General features: G+C 45.8%; 15 protein-coding genes. 8 read left to right on the forward strand and 7 right to left on the reverse strand.

Translation table 11 applies throughout. From position 1 onward, the window contains the following. The first annotated feature begins 3 nt into the window (after positions 1–3). Complete coding sequence (locus tag RIG68_RS04515; RefSeq protein ID WP_350078297.1) at positions 4–792, forward strand: rhomboid family intramembrane serine protease; 789 nt, start codon at positions 4–6, stop codon at positions 790–792. Positions 793–798: 6 nt separating this feature from the next. Then, positions 799–1,704, forward strand: coding sequence for a rhomboid family intramembrane serine protease (locus RIG68_RS04520; protein ID WP_350119135.1), 906 nt, complete (start codon positions 799–801; stop codon positions 1,702–1,704). 37 nt (positions 1,705–1,741) lie between these two features. On the opposite strand, the gene rlmN is transcribed toward RIG68_RS04520, so the two are convergent. Then, positions 1,742–2,785, reverse strand: a complete 1,044-nt coding sequence (gene rlmN / locus RIG68_RS04525) for a dual-specificity RNA methyltransferase RlmN (RefSeq protein ID WP_350119788.1) — start codon at positions 2,783–2,785, stop codon at positions 1,742–1,744. A gap of 353 nt (positions 2,786–3,138) precedes the next feature. Here rlmN and RIG68_RS04530 point away from each other — a divergent pair, with 353 nt between their 5' ends. From RIG68_RS04530 to RIG68_RS04550, 5 genes are all read left to right on the forward strand, one after another. Next, positions 3,139–3,888, forward strand: coding sequence for a LytR/AlgR family response regulator transcription factor (locus RIG68_RS04530; RefSeq protein ID WP_151998087.1), 750 nt, complete (start codon positions 3,139–3,141; stop codon positions 3,886–3,888). A 209-nt stretch (positions 3,889–4,097) separates the two neighbouring features. Continuing rightward, positions 4,098–4,835 (forward strand): outer membrane beta-barrel protein, encoded by a 738-nt coding sequence (locus RIG68_RS04535; protein WP_339791242.1) that lies wholly within the window; start codon positions 4,098–4,100, stop codon positions 4,833–4,835. A 30-nt stretch (positions 4,836–4,865) separates the two neighbouring features. Continuing rightward, a complete protein-coding gene (locus tag RIG68_RS04540) occupies positions 4,866–7,184 on the forward strand; it encodes a hypothetical protein (protein WP_350119138.1) in 2,319 nt (772 codons plus the stop codon). Between the two features lie 257 nt (positions 7,185–7,441). Continuing rightward, positions 7,442–7,969: a TRAP transporter small permease subunit gene (locus RIG68_RS04545; protein ID WP_350119141.1), complete on the forward strand. Its 528-nt coding sequence runs from the start codon at positions 7,442–7,444 to the stop codon at positions 7,967–7,969. Further along, on the forward strand, positions 7,962–9,281 hold the full coding sequence (locus RIG68_RS04550) for a TRAP transporter large permease (RefSeq protein ID WP_350119144.1): 1,320 nt from the start codon (positions 7,962–7,964) through the stop codon (positions 9,279–9,281). Before RIG68_RS04545 ends, RIG68_RS04550 begins: the two co-directional genes overlap by 8 nt. Before the next feature lie 13 nt (positions 9,282–9,294). On the opposite strand, the gene RIG68_RS04555 is transcribed toward RIG68_RS04550, so the two are convergent. Continuing rightward, the gene (locus RIG68_RS04555; protein ID WP_350119147.1) at positions 9,295–10,416 is read right to left on the reverse strand and encodes a TRAP transporter substrate-binding protein; all 1,122 of its coding nucleotides are present in this window, start codon (positions 10,414–10,416) and stop codon (positions 9,295–9,297) included. Next, positions 10,403–11,176, reverse strand: coding sequence for an ion transporter (locus RIG68_RS04560; protein WP_350119150.1), 774 nt, complete (start codon positions 11,174–11,176; stop codon positions 10,403–10,405). The genes RIG68_RS04555 and RIG68_RS04560 overlap by 14 nt, the downstream gene beginning before the upstream one ends. 194 nt (positions 11,177–11,370) lie before the next feature. Here RIG68_RS04560 and clpB point away from each other — a divergent pair, with 194 nt between their 5' ends. After that, complete coding sequence (gene clpB, locus RIG68_RS04565) at positions 11,371–13,983, forward strand: ATP-dependent chaperone ClpB (protein ID WP_350119153.1); 2,613 nt, start codon at positions 11,371–11,373, stop codon at positions 13,981–13,983. 223 nt (positions 13,984–14,206) lie between these two features. On the opposite strand, the gene secDF is transcribed toward clpB, so the two are convergent. From secDF to rdgB, 4 genes are all read right to left on the reverse strand, one after another. Next, entirely contained in the window at positions 14,207–17,194 is a 2,988-nt protein-coding gene (gene secDF, locus RIG68_RS04570; RefSeq protein WP_350119156.1) for a protein translocase subunit SecDF, read from the reverse strand. 160 nt (positions 17,195–17,354) lie between these two features. Continuing rightward, a complete protein-coding gene (locus RIG68_RS04575) occupies positions 17,355–17,765 on the reverse strand; it encodes a hypothetical protein (RefSeq protein WP_350119159.1) in 411 nt (136 codons plus the stop codon). Positions 17,766–17,818: 53 nt separating this feature from the next. Continuing rightward, positions 17,819–18,448 (reverse strand): uridine kinase, encoded by a 630-nt coding sequence (gene udk, locus RIG68_RS04580; RefSeq protein ID WP_350119162.1) that lies wholly within the window; start codon positions 18,446–18,448, stop codon positions 17,819–17,821. Further along, a complete protein-coding gene (rdgB, locus tag RIG68_RS04585) occupies positions 18,445–19,044 on the reverse strand; it encodes an RdgB/HAM1 family non-canonical purine NTP pyrophosphatase (protein ID WP_350119165.1) in 600 nt (199 codons plus the stop codon). Before rdgB ends, udk begins: the two co-directional genes overlap by 4 nt. Positions 19,045–19,047: the final 3 nt, after the last annotated feature.

Consider the following 19,047-nt stretch of genomic DNA (forward strand, 5'->3'; position numbering starts at 1 on the left):
CCTATGTTCAACCTGACACCCATGGTGAAAAACCTCCTGATAGTAAATCTGGTGGTGTTTTTTTTGGAAAGTATTTTAAAAATGGACTTCGCAGCTACATTTGGGCTACGGTATATTCTGGCCGACTCGTTTGCGCCATACCAGTTCATTACCTACATGTTTGTGCATGGTGGCTTTATGCACCTGTTCGGGAACATGTTTGCCCTGATCATATTTGGCAACATGCTGGAGCGCTTTTGGGGGCCGAAAAAATTTCTCTTCTTTTATATGGTCACTGGCATCGGTGCCGGTGTTTTGTATGCTGCGATCGACTATATTGAAACTTCGGCTGTGTCAAATGATGCGATGGCCTACCTGGCCGATCCTGACCCGGAAGCATTCAACCTCTTTGTGGTGCAGCATGCCAGCCAGTACTACGAAAGCCTGATTAGCTTTATCGATGCTTATGTAGAAAACCCGAACAACCCGGAGTATATCAGCCAAAGCAGGGTATTTGTGCAGGACCTTATGGGGAGGATTGAAAACGTGCCCATGGTGGGAGCTTCTGGAGCTGTGTTTGGGATTTTGATGGCCTTTGGGATGCTCTTTCCCAATACGCAACTATTTTTGTTATTCCCTCCCATACCCATCAAAGCAAAATATTTGGTATTTTTCTACGGGGCTTATGAATTGTATTCAGAGCTAAACCGTTCTCAGGGGGACAATGTCGCTCACCTGGCCCACCTGGGTGGTATGCTCATCGCATTTATAGTGATTAAATACTGGCAAAAAAACTCCAGCAAATTCTATTAGAAGACTATGTACGGAAACGGCGGACTTTTCGACGACTTTAAAAATGCCTGGAGCAGGCCTAACAATGGGCTGATCCAGCTCATCATGATCAACGTGATTATTTTTGTAGCGCTGATCATTTTCAAAGTGATATTGGTATTGTCGGGCAACACTGATGTTTATCAGGTGATTCTTCGCCAGTTCATGTTGCCAGCATCTATCGACAGCTTCATAGTCAAACCATGGACGTTGCTCACGTATTTCTTCACCCATGAAGGTTTCTTTCACATCATCTTCAATATGCTCTTTCTTTTCTGGTTTGGAAAGATCATTGTGGAGTATCTCGGCGACCAGCGGGCCATTTCCATGTACGTGATTGGTGGTATAGTTGGAGGACTTTTCTACATACTCATTTATAATCTTATACCCTATTTTCATGAAAGAGTCGCTGGATCGGTGATGCTGGGAGCTTCTGCTGGTGTTTATGCCATTGTGGTAGGAGCCGCCACGTTCATGCCCAACTACACGTTTTTCCTGCTCTTTCTCGGCCCTGTCAAAATCAAATACATCGCCATCTTCTATATTCTTCTTTCCTTTTCACAAACGATTGGTGCCAATGCGGGCGGTGAACTTGCTCACCTTGGAGGTGCACTAATGGGCTTTATCTTCATTCGTCAGCTCCAACGAGGCAACGATATAGGTACGCCAGTGGTCAGTGTGATGGAATGGTTCAAAGGTTTGTTCAAGCCCTCCCCAAAAATCAGGGTAACTCATAAGAGCACAAAATTTACCGGAGCGAAGAAAGCTTCATCATCCAATACTAAATCCGATCAGGATGAAATTGACGCCATCCTCGACAAGATTTCGCACTCCGGCTACGAGAGCCTCAGCAAAGAAGAAAAGCAAAAGCTTTTTAATGCAAGCAAGAAATAGAAAGGTCAGTTGATGTCAATTGCCTCGATCAACCAGATCAGGCAGTAGGTTTGTCCTTGATGGCCAGCTGCCCGCAGGCAGCGTCGATGTCTTTCCCTCTGCTTCGCCTCACGTTCACCACAACACCCCGATCTTCGAGATAGGCCGAGAACTTATCAAGTGCCTCCGGGTCGGCATTCTTATAAGTAGCTTCAGCAATAGGATTGTATTCTATAATGTTCACCTTGCTGGGCACAGCTTTGGTAAACTGGAAAAGCTCTTCAGCATCTTTCAAAGTATCATTGAAGCTATAGAACATGATGTACTCGAAAGTGATCTTATTCTTCGTTTTCTGATAGAAGTACTGCAACGCCTCTTTCAATGCTTCCAATGTATTCGACTCATTGATGGGCATGATTTGGTTGCGCTTCTCGTCGTTGGCGGCGTGGAGTGACAAAGCCAGGTTAAACTTCACCTCGTCATCGCCCAGCTTTCTGATCATTTTGGCAATGCCTGCTGTAGAAACAGTAATCCTCTTGGGTGACATGCCCAGCCCATCCGGAGACGTTATATACTCTACCGACTTGAGCACGTTGGCATAATTCAGGAGAGGCTCACCCATACCCATGTAAACAATATTAGTAAGGGGTACATTATTGGCCTCTCTTGCCTGCTTGTCAATCATCACCACCTGGTCATAAATTTCTGCGGGATCCAGATTCCTTTTGCGCTCCATGTAGCCAGTGGCGCAAAACTTACAGGTAAGCGAGCAACCGACCTGAGAAGACACACAGGCGGTCATCCGATCATCGGCTGGTATCAGCACGCCCTCAATCATGTGGCCGTCGTGCAGCCGGAAGCCGGACTTAATAGTGCCGTCTGAAGACATTTGCTTAGTGGCCGTGCTTACGGCCAAAATACTGAAATGCTCCTTCAGCATATCCCTTGTCTTCAACGACAGGTTGGTCATTTCATCAAAAGAAGTGGCAGACTTTTTCCACAGCCATTCACTCACCTGCTTGGCTCTGAAAGCAGGTTCTCCCCATGTTTTAAAAACATCGACGAGCTCTGATGATGAAATTTTCCTGATATCTTGCACTATACGTGGGTATTAAAGCTGTAAAGTTAGCGACTATTAGTTGTTAAGTGGTGCCAGAGGCAAAGGAATTTGGGTTTTAACAAGCCAATGAGGTCGGAATTGATTTGACGACAAACAACAAATCACACAGCTAACCTTCCCGGGTCTTACGAAGTTCCTTCGGCCTGTTTACTTGCTGCCAATAAGCACCATCGGACTTGGTAGTCATCCGAACGGCTGTGACCATTAAAATTCTTAAATGGAAGACGAAAATTAACCAGGAGACCTTTCAGACTCAAACGAGTTGGCCCGGGCACAAAAGATTCACTATTATTACTTTTCAATAAGCTTATCACATACTAACTGTTAAAGACTAGTTGGAAGCAATCATTGTTGATGACGAAGCCCCACTGCGAGAGGCGCTAAGAGCTCTCTTGAAGGTTTCACACCCTGATATCCAGGTAGTAGGTGAGGCAGCCTCGGTTAGTACTGGGTTTGAGGTGATCAGCGCTAAAAAACCCGATCTCGTTTTTTTGGATGTCGAAATCAATGAAGGCACGGGATTTGACTTACTCTCAAAGTTTGAGACGATAGACTTCAAAATCATTTTTGTCACTGCGCACAACGAATACGCCATCCGGGCTTTTAAGTTCAGTGCGGTAGACTACCTGCTGAAACCAGTTGATCCAGGCGAACTCAATTATGCAGTATCCAAGGCCAGAGAATCCGTAAAAGCCCATTCCGACAAACTTTCTCTCAAATTATTGCTTGAAAACTCAAGAGATGAGCGTCTGCCCAAAAGGGTGCTGCTGAAGGATCATGATAGCATTCACTTAATTGAAACGGATGAAATTGTGAGGTGTGAGGCTGAGGGAAACTACACTAAGTTCTATTTAGCCAATGGCAAGTTCTTGCTGATCTCAAAGACGCTGAAAGATTTTGACAGCCTCTTCTCTTCAAATCAGTTTTTTCGTGCACACCAGTCTCACCTTGTCAATCTTAAGTTTTTTCTTCGTCTCGACAAGGCCGATGGTGGTTCGATTGTGCTGAAAGACGGAACGACCCTTCCTGTGGCTACAAGAAAAAAGGAGCATTTGATGGGAAAATTAGCTGCATACACAAAATAGCGAATACTAATTGACAAAGTACTTTTGCTAAAACTTGACTAACAAATAAAAATTTCCCTATTTCATGTCCCGTGTTTTTTGAACTTTTGGATTAGATAATGATAAAATACCTAGAAATGGGTATTTCGAGCGAAATCTGTTGTGGTTACTTTTAGACTTTAGTCACTTATACGAACTGCGTAATTAAACCATTCTTAACTATATAATATATGAGAAGTTTTGTTTCACGCTTAAGGCGTTTGCGAAGCACCCACTTAATATTCCTATTATGTGGGTTGTGGGTCCATGATGCGTCCGCACAGGATGATGGACTTAGTGCCTTTAGCCCTTTCCGTATTGGGGCAAAGGTTGGTGCGAACCTAAACCAGTTCAGTCAGACAGGCATGACACTTGATGTAAATGTTGGCGCAGTTGGCAACTATCAGGTGACAGAAATGATTGCGGTCCGGGGTGAGTTGCTGTACATGGGTATCGGTGGTGGCTTGGAGAACAGAACCGTTGATTATTCTGAAATCGAGGGAAATGTGTCTTCAATCACTTTTATGAACAGATCAGTGTCGATAAAAAATGCAGAGCTGCCTGTGATGGCAGTAATCAGCATTCCAACATCGGGAAGCTCTGTTTCTCCAAAAATCCTGATTGGAGCCAGCTATGGTTATTCAGTGGCCTCATTTGAGACACGGGATAACTATTACAATTTTGCTAATGGCACCACAGGTATTCATTCCAACTCTCGTGAAAACATTACCAGCAGTATGCAAAGCCACCAGTTCGCTGGCCATGCTGGTTTCGCACTGGAGTATGACCTGGGCAACGGTAAATCCTTTTATCAGGAAATACGCTATCGCCACGGACTAGACAACATTAACATCTATTCAGGTTATCCTGGTACCGGAGGAAGACTTATTCCATCCACTCTCAGTATCAACTTTGGGTATTTCTTTTAAAGATTTAAAAAAACAAACCTTCATAAAATCATGAAAACAATTAAACTCAATTTTTTACTCGTAATAATGGCGCTGGGTGTATTCACCTTTACGTCGTGCGAAGATGAATTTACAGAGGAGGACTTCCTCGACAAGCAAGCTGAATTGGCTGCTGCGCAGCAAAGCTTTGATCTGGAGAAACTGATTCTTCAGTATGAGCTTATGCGTGAGAATGACTCTTTGATGGCGGTATTCTCAAATCAGCTTGCTGGTATGCTGAAAGATGAAAATACTGAAGCTTTGCGTCAGGCAGGTCTTTTGGCGTCCTACACACTAACAATTGAAAATCAGGGTGGTGCGCCACTGGAAGGCGTTACCGTTTCAGTTGGAGGCAGTAACCCTGCAGCCCGTGTGGATGCAGTCACTGATGCCACCGGCCAGGTTATTATCAATGATATTGTCATAGGAGCAAGCCCTGTTCAGGTAACTTTGGCAGGCTTCGTTGGCGTTTCTTACATACTGGATTTAGGAACTATTTCCAGCGGTGAAGAATACTTCCAAATTGGAAGCTACATTTATCCATTAGGAAGACATGAGACTACCCGCATCGTTCTGCTTTCAGCAGATGGCGCAAGCGGAACATTTGCCACTGTGAATGGCACAGCAACTATCGAAACTGATCTTACCAACTCGGCATCTGAAGTTCCACAGGATGTGACTATAGTTGCCTATCTCGATGGTACAGATTTCGACTACGAAAGTGCCCAAAATTTTTTCCACTCATCTGTTGATATTTACGACGTAAGGTTTAGCGGTGAGGGAATTGGCTCAGCTATTGTGGACAATACAACAGGTAGGTTCAGCATGTTATTGCCAGCAAATGAAAACGGAATATCATACACACTAATGGTACCTGACGTAACAGCTGACCAAACTATCGTTATTGATACGAGAGACGATTTACCTGTTACTCCAGAACTTGCTACCGTGCCTGCGAGATACGGGCCCGTAAACGGCGGCACGTTCTCCCCATCAATTTCTATTGCTGGTGCCAAAGCTGTATTCCCTGCACCTACGGGCGCTGGAAATGGCGCAAATTTGACGTTTACGGTGGTTCCTAGGGATTTAAATATCGGATTTACTATTGATGGCAATGCAGGTGCTACTCCTAACTCTGGAAACGTTGAATTCGACATTATCAGTGACGGTGGTACTGTTCAGATTTCTCCCACAGCTGCTGTAGCAACTGCTACTACCCCTACCACGCCAATTGCGCTTCAGACGTCTATTATTGGCGACCTTGATCTAACGGTTGCTGGTGGTGTTGGCTATACAATTGGTGAAGACTATGACATTACTATTGATGTACTTTCCGGCGCTACAGTCCTTCAGACTGTTACAGTAACTGAAACCGCCGTGGATGATGGTACTGGAAACGGCGTTCTGCCAACCATAGACGAAACCGGTGGAAATATCCTTACCAATGGCAGTGATAACCTTAACGCTTTCGGTGTAACTGGCTATCAAGTTACTGTAGTAGAGGTAGCTCCTGCCGTTGCTCCGACCACAGCTGCAACAATTACAGTTACTTGCGACTGTAGAGTAGATGCTATTCAAACTACTACTACAGGAGTTGGGTATTCTGCCCCCATCACAGGGATAACTTTTGCTGGAGGCGGCACGGGAGCTGCCTTGCCAGTTGTGGACGTGGTAGCAACCGGGTTTGAATATACTATAGCGATTGACAACACCGGTATTACCGTACCTTACACTATTTTGCCAGCGGTAAACTGGTATAACACAACCGTTGCAAGCTTCCCAGACGCTAGCGCAACTGACACAGACGTAATCTCTTATACAGAGGCCGGAACAGGCTTGACAGGCAACCTTGACGATCTTCTTGGAATCGACGGCACAGGGAACCTGATCTTGACAAGAACAGTAACCAACTTGAGAACTGGAATCTCTTACGCCGCTCCCGTCCTAGAAATTGTTGAGCCAATGGCTATGATGGCTTCGGCTGATGTTGATATCAATTCAGATGGAACCATTGGCGGCCTATTCAACGAAGATGGTGGTATGGGTTACACTGGAGTATTCGGCGTAACAATCATGCCTACTCTGGCAACCTCTCCTGGAACAGGCGCCGCCGTGCAATTGTTTGATTTCACAACTCAGGGAACCAGAGAGGTTCAGTGGAGCACTAACTGGACAGTAACTGACAAAGGCTCCGGCTATTTGGAAGAGTTGAACAACAGCGCTTTTGGAGCCTACTCCGGACCTACCAGCGTTTACGCCGTTTCTGGAGAAGTATTTGAGTTGACAGTTAAATATGGTTCAGGTGTGCGCTTGCAAAACGTGAATCAGTGACTTGACGATGATCTTTAGACACTTAAACCCCGGCAATTGCCGGGGTTTTCTTTTTGTCTTTTCTGGGATGAGTAGATTAAAGGATAGCAGGATTCTTCATCTGACTTGCCCTTCTTCCGACTACTAACGGTTGAACTGGCCTCGCTCAAGTCGCAAACCACTCACTAAACACCTTGCAAATCATTTACCGGGCTCTCTTGCAAATGTAGCCTTGCCCTTCAAAAGGAAAACCATATCTTCATTCCACAAAAGTTGATATGCACCTACTTACCCTTATTTCAGAAAGGATTGATGCACTGAATGAGTACACTGGACGCCTTATCTCCTGGCTGGCCGGCATCATGGTCTTGGTCTTTTGCTTCGATGTAGCAATGAGGTATATTTTTAATGTCAGCTTTGCTTCCGTATTTGAGCTGGAATGGCATTTTTTCGCAGCCATCTTCTTAATTGGTGCCGGCTACACACTCAAACATGACAAGCATGTAAGGGTCGATGTGTTTTATGGGGAAATGTCGCCCAGGAAGCAGGCATATGTCAACTTCCTTGGAGTGCTGCTATTTCTTCTGCCAATATGTGTAGTGATCATCAAGACCTCCCTGCTTTTTGTCTATAATTCGTGGATCATCAGAGAAAATTCTCCTGACCCGGGTGGTCTTCCTGCCCGCTATATCATTAAAGCTTTTATCCCAATCGGCTTCTCTCTTTTGTTTTTACAAGGCATTTCGGTAGCTCTTAAATCGTTGGCCACCATTGTGAACCCATCAAAAAACCAAGACCATGAATGAAGTTTGGGCGCTGGTACTGTTTGGTCTGATATTCATTTTTATTCTTTGGGGATTTCCAGTGGCATTTACATTAGGCGGCCTTTCAGTAATTTTTGGCCTTATTTTTTTCGATGCCGACTTCTTTTATCTGGTGGCGCTGAGAATTTATGGCACCATGAACAACTTTGTTCTCATAGCTGTACCCTTGTTCGTTTTTATGGGAATTATGCTGGAGAAATCCGGCCTGGCAGAAAGCCTCCTCGAGACCATGGCGCTCATTTTTGGCAAGTTCAAGGGCGGATTGGCCGTGGCGGTTGTGCTGGTTGGTGCCATGCTGGCAGCTTCCACAGGGATTGTTGGGGCTACTGTCATTACCATGGGGCTTATTAGCTTACCAACCATGCTCAAGCGGGGTTTTAGTCCTGAGTTGGCAACAGGCACCATCGCTTCAGCCGGCACTTTAGGTCAAATTATCCCGCCATCTGTGGTTCTGGTATTACTGGGCAGCGTGCTCAACGTCTCCGTTGGGGATCTCTTCACCGCTGCCGTTGTGCCCGGCGTGGCACTGGTTTTTTGCTACCTGGCTTTCATAATGGGGTATGCCATAGTTAAACCAAACAAGGCTCCCGGCATGCCAGAAGAGGAAATCAGGGCTTTCAGAGAAAAAGGAATCACAGGGCAGGTGATCAAAGCCTTCGTACTTCCTCTCCTACTGATTGTAGCTGTGCTGGGATCCATTTTTGCGGGCATAGCCTCGCCAACTGAGGCGGCAGGGGTTGGTGCCCTTGGAGCAACCTTGCTCACAATCATGTCGGGCAAGTTCAACCTCGACGTGTTAAAAGGGGTGATGAGAGAAACGACGCACCTCACCACAATGGTCTTTACAATTCTCATTGGCGCAACCGCATTTTCGTTGGTTTTCAGGGCATTAGGGGGCGACCGATTCCTTATTCAACTCATCGAGAATTCCGACTTGTCTGTTAATGCGTTCTTGTTTGTGGTGATGCTCGCCGTGTTTGTCGCTGGGTTCTTTATCGACTTTATCGAGATCATATTCATCATCGTGCCAGTGGTGGCACCAATATTTGCCAAGCTTGGCGTTGATCTGGTGTGGGTTGGAATATTGCTGGCCCTCAACCTCCAAACTTCTTTCCTCACGCCACCTTTTGGTTTCTCACTTTTCTACCTGAAAGGAGTAGCACCAAAACATATCACCACCGGGCAACTATATAGAGGCATTGTTCCTTTTGTCCTGATACAGCTTGTATTTCTTCTGCTTGTAGTTCTCTTTCCAGAGATTGTTTCCTTTTTACCGAACCTGCTCAAAAAGTAGATGAAAAAAAGTCCTACTGGCCTAGCACATCATTATAAAAAGCTCGTTCGCTAATATCTGACCAGGGTTTCACCTGATCTCGAAACATTGTAAAGCTGTCATACACTTTTTTGACAACGGGATCGCTTTGCGCCATATCACCAAGCATCACATCACTTATTTTCTTTAGCTCCCTCAAAATCACATCGGGAAGTTTTCTGATATCCGTTCCCTCTTCCTCCCGGAGCTTTTTAAGGTACAAACTGTTCTTTGCGTCAAACTCAGCAAGCATCCATTCATTGAGCTTAGACGCCCCTGCCCGCACTATTTCTTTCAGATCTGTTGGAAGTGCCTCAAATTTGTCTTTGTTCACCATCTGCTCCAGCACCGAGCCTGGCTCATGCCAACCTGGATAATAGTAGTGCTTAGCCACTCTCTGAAATCCCATCAGGTAGTCATGATAGGGGCCAATCCATTCGGCAGCATCGATCACACCTCTTTCAAGGTTGGTGTAAATTTCGCCACCAGCCTGCAGCACCGACGTGCCGCCAGCCTCCGACAACACCTTTCCACCCAGCCCGGGAATCCTCATTTTCAGGCCTTTCAGGTCGTCCATTGTGTTCAGCTCCCGGTTGAACCAGCCCGCCATTTGTACGCCGGTATTCCCGGCGATCATGGGCACCAGCCTGAAGGGCTCATACAGTTCCTCCCACAACGCTATGGCCCCGCTGCTTATGATCCAGGAGTTCATCTGCTGAGCGTTCATGCCAAAAGGAACAGCGGCGAAAAACTGGGCAGCCGGTACCTTGCCGGCCCAGTAATAGGAGGCACCATGGCCTATCTCAACGGCGCCGCTGCTTACGGCGTCAAACACCTCCAACGCCGGAACCAGCTCTCCTCCGCCATAAACTTTTATTTTTAGGCGCCCACCACTCATGGTTTCCACCCATTTCGACATCATCACGCAGCCCTCACCCACTACAGGAAAATTTGGAGGCCAGGTGGTGACCATTTTCCACTCAAACGACTTGTTAAAATTGATGTATGGAGTTTCAATCTGCTTCTTTTCCTCAGTGCAGGCAGTAAGCATTCCGGCTGTGCCACCAGCCAGCCCCAATCCGCCTTTCACTAAAAACTTCCGTCTATTGATTTCCATTCTTTTGGGATTTGGACAACTCTTCCAGCTTCTCAGTAAGCGTATCTAGTTTCTTCTCAACCTCCATCAACTTATCATGCACCCGATTAACGTTCACCTGAATATCTTCATCCTCAATAAAATAGTCAGTAATCGTTGCAATCATGGTAGCACCAATAATCATCCCGGCAAAAATAAGAACGACAGAAAGCACCTTTCCTTCAGGCGTCACGGGTGGTATATCCTGCAGAAAGCCAACTGTCATAGTGGTAATTGTTGTCCACCACAGGGAATCAGTGAACGTGGAGATATGAGGGTTAGAATCTCGCTCGGCATGATAGAAACTGATCGTGAAAAGCAACACAACAACTATATTAAGAATGACCACGTTCCGAAAGGTGCTAAAGGAAGTCTTTCTATTAAAAAACTGGAAAACGTACTTTGCTGATCGGAGAACCCGTAAGAGCTTGAAAATCTTAAAGATCCTAGCCGCCCGGAGAAATCCAACTGTCGGTATAGAAGCAACAAAGTCTACCCAGTTATTGGCAACAAACTTCCACTTATTCTCTGCCTTCCAAAGCCCGTTGAAAAAGTCATACAGAAAAATCATACATATGGCGAAATCGACATAATATGTTATATCGTCTACCAGCGGAGTATACTCTGTGACTGAACTCACGTATAACTCCACCACCACATACAGTGACAGCCAAAGCAAAAGTTTTTCAAATTTCGTCGCCTTGGGTGGCTGCTCTAAATTATCCTCTGCTACCGATTCCATTCAAGATTTCTATTTCGGCCTGAAAATAAGAAATAAAGAATGGAATTGGTATTACATTTTTATGAAGCTTGAATACGCCAAATTGTCTGAAAAGTCGACGGATGATCTAGTTTTTCTGTCATTTTGACCTAAAAATAATCCTATTGCGGCCTGGTTCGGTATTTGACCTATGGATAAGCACAAAAGAAAAAGAGATGAACTTCAATAACTACACTATAAAATCACAGGAGGCTGTTCAAAAGGCGGCCGAGGTCGCTCAAAGTTATGAGCAGCAGGCTATAGAGCCAGCGCATCTACTCAAAGCAATCATGTCGACAGATGAGAATGTTATGCCTTTTCTTTTGAAGAAATTAGGCATCAACAGGCTAAATCTGGACGAAAAAATTGAGGAAATAATAAATTCCTATCCTAAGATCTCAGGATCACAGCCCTATCTCTCTAATGAATCAGCGGCGGCCCTACAGAAGGCTGTCGGCTATCTCAAAGAGTTCGGTGACGAATTTGTGGCCGTTGAGCATATCATTCTTGGGTTACTTAGTAGCAAGGATAAAATTGCAACTGCGATGAAGTCGGCTGGGTTTGCAGAGAAGGAAATGAAGTTGGCCATCAAGGAACTCAGAGGTGGCAACACTGTAACAGATCAAAACGCCGAAGCAAAGTATAAATCGCTGGAGAGGTATTCGAAAAACCTCAACGAAATGGCCCGCCAGGGCAAGATAGATCCGGTTATCGGACGGGACGAAGAGATCAGAAGGGTGCTGCAAATCCTTTCCAGAAGGACTAAGAATAATCCAATACTATTGGGTGAGCCGGGGGTGGGTAAAACCGCCATTGTTGAAGGGATGGCTCAAAGAATTGTGGACGGTGACGTGCCGGAAAACCTGAAGGAGAAAGTCCTTATCTCTCTGGATATGGGACTACTTGTGGCTGGCGCCAAATACAAGGGTGAGTTTGAAGAGCGGCTAAAAGCAGTGATCAAAGAAGTGATCGACAGCGACGGGCAAATTATCCTCTTCATAGACGAAATACATACCCTTGTTGGCGCCGGTGGCGGAGGCGAAGGAGCAATGGACGCAGCCAACCTGCTGAAGCCTGCGTTGGCAAGAGGAGAGCTTCATGCGATCGGGGCCACCACGCTCAAGGAGTATCAAAAATATATTGAGAAAGACAAAGCCCTTGAAAGACGGTTCCAGGCGGTTGTCGTAGACGAGCCGTCTGTAGTGGACGCCATATCGATCCTCCGGGGCATTAAGGACAAATACGAACTGCACCACGGAGTTCGGATAAAGGATGACGCTGTGATAGCCGCAGTTGAGCTTTCAAGCAGATATATATCTGACAGGTTTTTGCCCGACAAAGCCATCGACTTAATGGATGAAGCAGCATCGAAACTTCGGATTGAAATCGATTCACTTCCCGAGGAACTGGACGAGCTGAACAGGCGTATTATGCAACTGGAGATTGAACGAGAAGCTATTCGGCGGGAAAAAGACAAGGAGAAGGAAAAAGAGCTTTCAAGAACCATTGCCGACCTGAGCGAACAACGGGATGCACTCAAGGCCAAATGGCAGCATGAAAAGTCTGTGATTCAAGGCATTCAGCACGAAAAGGAAGCCATCGAAAAATACAAACTGGAGGCAGAGCAAGCCGAAAGAAGTGGCGACTATGGGCGGGTAGCCGAGATTCGCTATGGGAAAATTGTAGAGAGCGAAGAAAAGCTCAAAAAATTCCAGGAGCAGCTAAAGGAACTTCAGGGAGGAAATTCGCTTTTGAAAGAAGAAGTTGAGGCCGAGGACATAGCCGAAATAGTAGGTAAGTGGACAGGTATACCCGTAAGCAAGATGCTTCAGAGCGACCGGGACAAACTTTTGAAGCTGGAAGAAGAACTTGGAAAAAGAGTGGCCGGACAAAGTGAAGCCATTGAGGCGGTGGCTGATGCTGTCAGGCGAAGTCGTGCCGGTCTTCAGGATCCTAAGCGGCCTATAGGTTCGTTTATCTTCATGGGTACGACTGGTGTTGGTAAGACCGAGCTGGCAAAGGCGCTGGCCGAGTACCTGTTCAACGACGACAACGCCATGGTAAGAATAGACATGAGTGAGTACCAGGAACGCCATGCTGTGAGCAGGCTTATTGGAGCTCCTCCAGGATATGTGGGTTACGATGAGGGAGGTCAACTGACAGAGGCGGTGAGGAGAAAACCTTACTCAGTCATCCTTCTGGACGAAATTGAGAAGGCGCACCCCGATGTGTTCAACATCCTGTTGCAAGTGCTTGACGATGGAAGGCTCACCGACAACAAGGGAAGAGTCGCTAATTTTAAGAACACCATCATCATCATGACCACCAATATTGGTTCTGGCATTATTCAGGATGCCTTCGACACCATGAACGACTCGAACAGAGAAGCCACTTTGGCGGAAGTGAAAAAGAATGTGTTTGACCTTTTGAAAAAATCTGTGAGACCAGAGTTCCTCAACAGGATCGACGAGACCATTCTTTTCGAGCCGTTGAATAAGAAGGACATTAGAAAAATTGTCGAAATACAGTTTAAGCTGATTCAGAGGAGACTGGAAGAAAACGGTATAAAACTGGAGGCTTCGGCAGACGTACTGGACTACCTTGGTGAAATGGGCTTTGATCCTCAGTTTGGTGCCAGGCCTTTAAAGAGAGTGATGCAAAGAATAATTCTCAACGAGCTGTCGAAGCAGATTCTTGCAGGCAAGGTACAAAAGGACTCAGTCATTGGGGTGTCGCTCAACGACAACCGGGAGATTGAGTTTATTAACCTGGATGAAGTCAAGATTTAGCCGTGGTTGATCTGAAATAAAAAAAGTAAAGGGAAGTCAGTTAACAACTGCTTCCCTTTTTTTATATTCTTATAGCTGGATCAAAAGACCTTGAAGATCTATACAAAGGTATCCAGCTCACTTTGACCTAAACGATCAACATCAGCATACATCTTTCTCATGTAAGAAAAATAAAAAAAGGAGCACATTCCTGTACTCCTTCTCTTAGCGACGGTTTACACTTTTACTTCTTTTTCTTCTCAAAGTCTAAAACAACCGGAGTTGCAATAAACAACGAAGAGTACGTTCCTATCAAAATACCAATCAATAGGGTAAAAGAGAACCCTTTGAGGACTGCTCCGCCGAACAAGAAAAGAATCAATACCACAAACAGGGTGGTAGCAGAAGTGATGGTGGTTCTGCTTATTGTTTCGTTTAGTGCCAGGTTAAACACTGTCTTGTTATCGCTTGACGGTCTCAATTGCATATTCTCCCTCACCCGGTCAAACACCACCACGGTATCGTTGATTGAATAACCGATCAGCGTCAACATGGCTGCTATAAATACCTGATCAACCTCGAAAGAAAGGCCGAACAAGTTCGCAATCGCCAAAGCCGCCAGCACGAAAAGCACGTCGTGGAACAGAGCCACCAGGGCGCCCAGGCCAAATTGCCATTTCCTGAATCGTATCAGTATGTAAAGGAAGATGGTAATCAGAGCGAAAATCACTGACTCCGTAGACGAAGCCTTTATGTCATCTGCAATTGTTGCACCTACTTTCGAGGAGCTCGAAATAGCAAAATGTGTATCGTCCACTTTACTATCGTCCTCGGTATATTGGAACCCGGTGATGCTACTCACACCGCTGATCAAAGCTTCCCTCACTTGCAAGTCGGCTTCGTCCGATTCATTATTGATCAAAAAGCTAGTTGTAATTTTCAGCACATTGTCACCGCCGTACCACTTCACTTCTGTGCTCTGCCCATCAAAGGAGTCTGACAGCTTCACTTTCATCTCTGATGGCGTCTGGGGAGAAGCGAACGACACAATGTAAGAGCGCCCGCCAGTGAAGTCAACACCCATGCTTAGGCCTCCTTTGATAATAAAAGCTACTATACCCAGCGCAATGAACGTGCCTGAGAAAATGTAAGCCAATTTTCTCTTTCCTATGAAATCCACTTTTGTGTCCTGTAGGAAGTTCTTCGAAAGAGGTGAGTCAAAGCTAATCTTACTCTCATCACCTTTCTTAGACCACCACTCCACAATTACTCTTGTGATGAATACAGCTGAGAAGAATGAACAAACAATACCAATCATCAGTGTAATGGCAAAGCCTTTCACAGGTCCCTGGCCCAGCGTATAAAGGATAAGACCAGTAAGGAAGGTGGTAGCGTTGGAGTCAATGATAGAGCTGTAAGCCTTTTCATAACCCCCAGAGATTGCCTGCTTAATAGAGGCACCGCCTCTTAGCTCCTCACGAATCCTTTCAAAGATCAACACGTTGGCGTCAATCGCCATACCAATGGTAAGCACTATACCCGCAATACCCGGAAGGGTGAGTGAGGCACTTAGCTGGGCCAAAATCCCAAGTATGAAGAACACGTTGAAGGCAAGTGCCAGGTTGGCGATGAAACCACCCTTGGCATAATAAGCCACCATGAAAATGATCACAATGGCCAAACCAGCCACAATTGATATGATTCCCTGCTGCTGAGCCTCTTTACCAAGCGTCGGCCCAATTACTACGTCTTCCACGATAGTCGTCGGTGCCGGAAGTGTACCGGCCTTTAGCACATTGGCCAAATCCTTGGCTTCCTCCAGTGTAAATGTGCCGGTAATAGAAGAGCTACCGTTAGGTATTTCACCCTGCACCATTGGCGCTGAATAAACGTAATTGTCAAGTACAATGGCAATCCGCCGATTGATGTTCTCGCTGGTAAGCTTTCTCCAGGCTTTTGCCCCTGTAGCATTCATTTGCATGCTCACAGCCGGCCTGGCGCTTTGATCCAGGTCCTGACGGGCATCCGTGATTACTTCGCCGGTAAGAGGGGCTCTGCCACCTCTGCTCGTTTTTACTGCGTATAGCTCCAGAAGTTCCTCGGTTGAAAATTCGTCGATTTGCGTCGGTTTTACTGCCCAAAGAAATTTCATCGTTGAAGGAATCATGCCCTGCACGTCTTTGCGCTCAAAAATGCGGTTGATTTTGGCAGTGTCCTTCACATCATACATCAGCCCATAACCACCTTTCATCAAGCTGAAAAGTGGTGACTGTCCGCTCGACAGCGCTGATATGTCAGAGGTATCTGACTCCAACTGAGCAGCCAAATCTGTAGAATCGTCAGCCGTTGAGTCAGAAAGTAAGTCAGCCAGGTCATTTGATGCAGTGGTTGACTCTGCGGCGCTCGAGTCTGGATAAACAGTTACTTCAGCATTCTTTGCTTTCTCATCGTCAACAACCAGCTGATTGATAGCCGAAAGTGTGCTGAAAATGTCATTGACTTCATTTACTTCCCAAAACTCAAGCTGCGCAACACCCTGTAAAAGCTTGCGAACCCTTTCAGGGTTATCAACTCCGGGTAATTCTATCTGAATGCGGCCTGTGCCCGGCAGTCTCTGAATATTTGGCTGCGATGTTCCAAACCTGTCGATACGAGTACGCAGAATCTGAAAAGAACGATCAATTGCATTTTCAACTTCGAAATTGATGATTTCCAGCACCTCTTCGTCAGTAGACTGAAGGCTGATGCGCCCCCTATTTGCTGCATTGGCAAAAATATAGCTTAGCTTTTGACCGGGAGCATTCCGCTGATAGGCAGCATAGAACTCGGGAACAAAGCTGGCCTGAGACGTCAGGGTTACTTGCCTCGCCTCATTCAGCGATGCGATGAAAGCCGGATCCTTGCTATCACCGCTCAGCCCCTTTACAATCTCAATCGGCGACACCTCAAGGGTTACGTGCATACCTCCCTGAAGGTCAAGGCCGAGGTTTAATTCAGTCTCCTTTATTTCTTTGTATGTGAATTCAATACCCAAAAAATTGTAGACTGGCTCATTCCAAACCGAATCCAGGTACTGTTGTTTTTTGGTAAAATTAATTGTCCCAGAGGCGTCGGTCGCATACTGCTCGGCCTTGCGCTGTACTCCCTTCGACACGAATGTGAAGGAGAGGTAATAGATACATAGTAAGGAAACAACTACGGTAAGTAGTATTATTCCACCTTTATTTTTCATGAGTGTTATGTTTATTTTTCAGTAGTTTATTTAATAGCTCATCACCATGCCGCACAAAATTCCTCTACTTTTTACGTGATTAGCCCTAAAGGCTATTTCGTGGGCAGTATGTATGAGATTATCAGCAGGCCAGACTCGGCCTTACAGGGAAAGGGGTTCCCTAAGGGGCGTTTGCAGCTATAATGTCTGTGAAGAGTACCCTAAAATACTCCCAACCCGCTTTATATAGCTGCTGCGGAATCTCCGCCTTAAATTCAGGTAAATCAACGTCGAACGACTCCCAAACGATGGGCGTATAAGTCACATGCAGTTGGATTCCCTGCGAAACAGCCTGGATCTTATATACTGTTTTTTGCGAATCAGTATTATCGTCGGCCGGCCGGTGGGCTTCAAACTGCAAATTGTCTGTGTCACCCTGGGTCTGAGCGACTTCACTTTTATTAACATCAGCATCAATAGAGGTTAAGCTGAACTGAAAAACAGACGTGCATGCCACTACCACGGCAGCCAGTAGACCCACTGCCAATGTGATGCTTTTCTTCTTGCTTAATATTTTCAACTGAGTTTTCATGAAGAACCGCAAAAGTAAGGCTTTCCGCCAAACTTCCCAGTAAAGTTGTCGATTTATGCCTTTCTGTCGGCCAGTTCCATTTTCAGATAAGCAACCACCACCTGTAGTGCCTTCTTAAAATGATGGTTGTTGGGAATTATGATATCAGCCTCATGTTTAAGGGGCTCAATGTACTTTTCGAACGTCGGAGCCACATGTTTTTCATAGCGGTAGAGTACATCATCCAAATCATATCCCCTTTCCAGGGCATCTCTGGTTATCCGACGCTTGAGCATGAGGTAGTTCTTGGCCTCAATAAAAAGCTTGAGGTCGAAAAGGCTGGAGAGCTCTTTGTCATAAAATACAAAAATGCCTTCGGCAATAATTATAGGCGACGGATTAAAGACAAGTTCCTTTGGTGTGACGTTGGGGTTGTTGAAGGTATACTCTTGCCTGTGCACGGTCTTGCCTCTTTTGAGCTCCTCCAGGTCATGCCGAAATTCGTCGAAATCTATAGAAAGAGGGGTGTCGAAATTTTTGACACCGTTTTCATCAACTGGCTGCGTGTCTCTTGATTTATAGTAATTGTCCTGAGAGACAAGACAGATTTCGCCTTCCTGAAAAACCTCCATCAGGCTGCTGAGAAACAACGTCTTTCCAGAGGCACTGCCTCCAGTCATTCCTACAACAAGCGGTTCTTTCATTTTAGGCTAGCGGACATTTGCTGAAACTTCAAAAAGGCAGCAAACTTTGCGAGGGCTCTGCCCCGGTGACTTATTGCATTTTTTTCCTTGCTCCCCATTTCAGCAAAAGTAAGTGTTTTACCCTCAGGTAAAAAAACCGGATCATAGCCAAAGCCTCCGGCACCTGTTACCTGTGCAGTTATTTCTCCAAATACCTTTCCTTCGAACTGATAAATGCTACCCGCATCAATAAAGGTCATTACTGTTTTGAAGTGCGCCTTTCTTTGCCGGCTTCCGTCGAGTTTTTTCAGCAGCAGCGCAATATTGTCTTCTCCACTTCGGTGGTCACCGGCATACCTTGCAGAAATAACGCCCGGCTCGCCGTTGAGAGAATCAACCAGCAGGCCCGTATCATCTGCCAGGCAATTGATTTGGTAATGATCCCAAATGTATTGGGCCTTCTGCAGAGAATTCCCTTCAATAGTTGGCTGAGTTTCAGGGATATCGTCGGTGCAGCCAATATCAGAAAGGGAGAGCAATTGATAGCTCTCCCCCAGTATCTCTTTTATCTCCTTTAGCTTGTGTGCATTATTAGATGCAATACAAATCTCGATCATTTC

The sequence above is a fragment of the Imperialibacter sp. genome (genome assembly GCF_040222385.1).
Lineage (GTDB): Bacteria > Bacteroidota > Bacteroidia > Cytophagales > Cyclobacteriaceae > Imperialibacter.

Excerpts from the sequence above, each read along its gene's own strand:
- RIG68_RS04515 (WP_350078297.1), top strand. The coding sequence starts at position 4 with ATGTTCAACCTGACACCCATGGTGAAAAACCTCCTGATAGTAAATCTG.
- RIG68_RS04520 (WP_350119135.1), top strand. The coding sequence starts at position 799 with ATGTACGGAAACGGCGGACTTTTCGACGACTTTAAAAATGCCTGGAGC.
- RIG68_RS04535 (WP_339791242.1), top strand. The coding sequence starts at position 4,098 with ATGAGAAGTTTTGTTTCACGCTTAAGGCGTTTGCGAAGCACCCACTTA.
- RIG68_RS04540 (WP_350119138.1), top strand. The coding sequence starts at position 4,866 with ATGAAAACAATTAAACTCAATTTTTTACTCGTAATAATGGCGCTGGGT.
- RIG68_RS04545 (WP_350119141.1), top strand. The coding sequence starts at position 7,442 with ATGCACCTACTTACCCTTATTTCAGAAAGGATTGATGCACTGAATGAG.
- RIG68_RS04550 (WP_350119144.1), top strand. The coding sequence starts at position 7,962 with ATGAATGAAGTTTGGGCGCTGGTACTGTTTGGTCTGATATTCATTTTT.
- RIG68_RS04555 (WP_350119147.1), bottom strand. The coding sequence starts at position 10,416 with ATGGAAATCAATAGACGGAAGTTTTTAGTGAAAGGCGGATTGGGGCTG.
- RIG68_RS04560 (WP_350119150.1), bottom strand. The coding sequence starts at position 11,176 with ATGGAATCGGTAGCAGAGGATAATTTAGAGCAGCCACCCAAGGCGACG.
- clpB (WP_350119153.1), top strand. The coding sequence starts at position 11,371 with ATGAACTTCAATAACTACACTATAAAATCACAGGAGGCTGTTCAAAAG.
- secDF (WP_350119156.1), bottom strand. The coding sequence starts at position 17,194 with ATGAAAAATAAAGGTGGAATAATACTACTTACCGTAGTTGTTTCCTTA.
- RIG68_RS04575 (WP_350119159.1), bottom strand. The coding sequence starts at position 17,765 with ATGAAAACTCAGTTGAAAATATTAAGCAAGAAGAAAAGCATCACATTG.
- udk (WP_350119162.1), bottom strand. The coding sequence starts at position 18,448 with ATGAAAGAACCGCTTGTTGTAGGAATGACTGGAGGCAGTGCCTCTGGA.
- rdgB (WP_350119165.1), bottom strand. The coding sequence starts at position 19,044 with ATGATCGAGATTTGTATTGCATCTAATAATGCACACAAGCTAAAGGAG.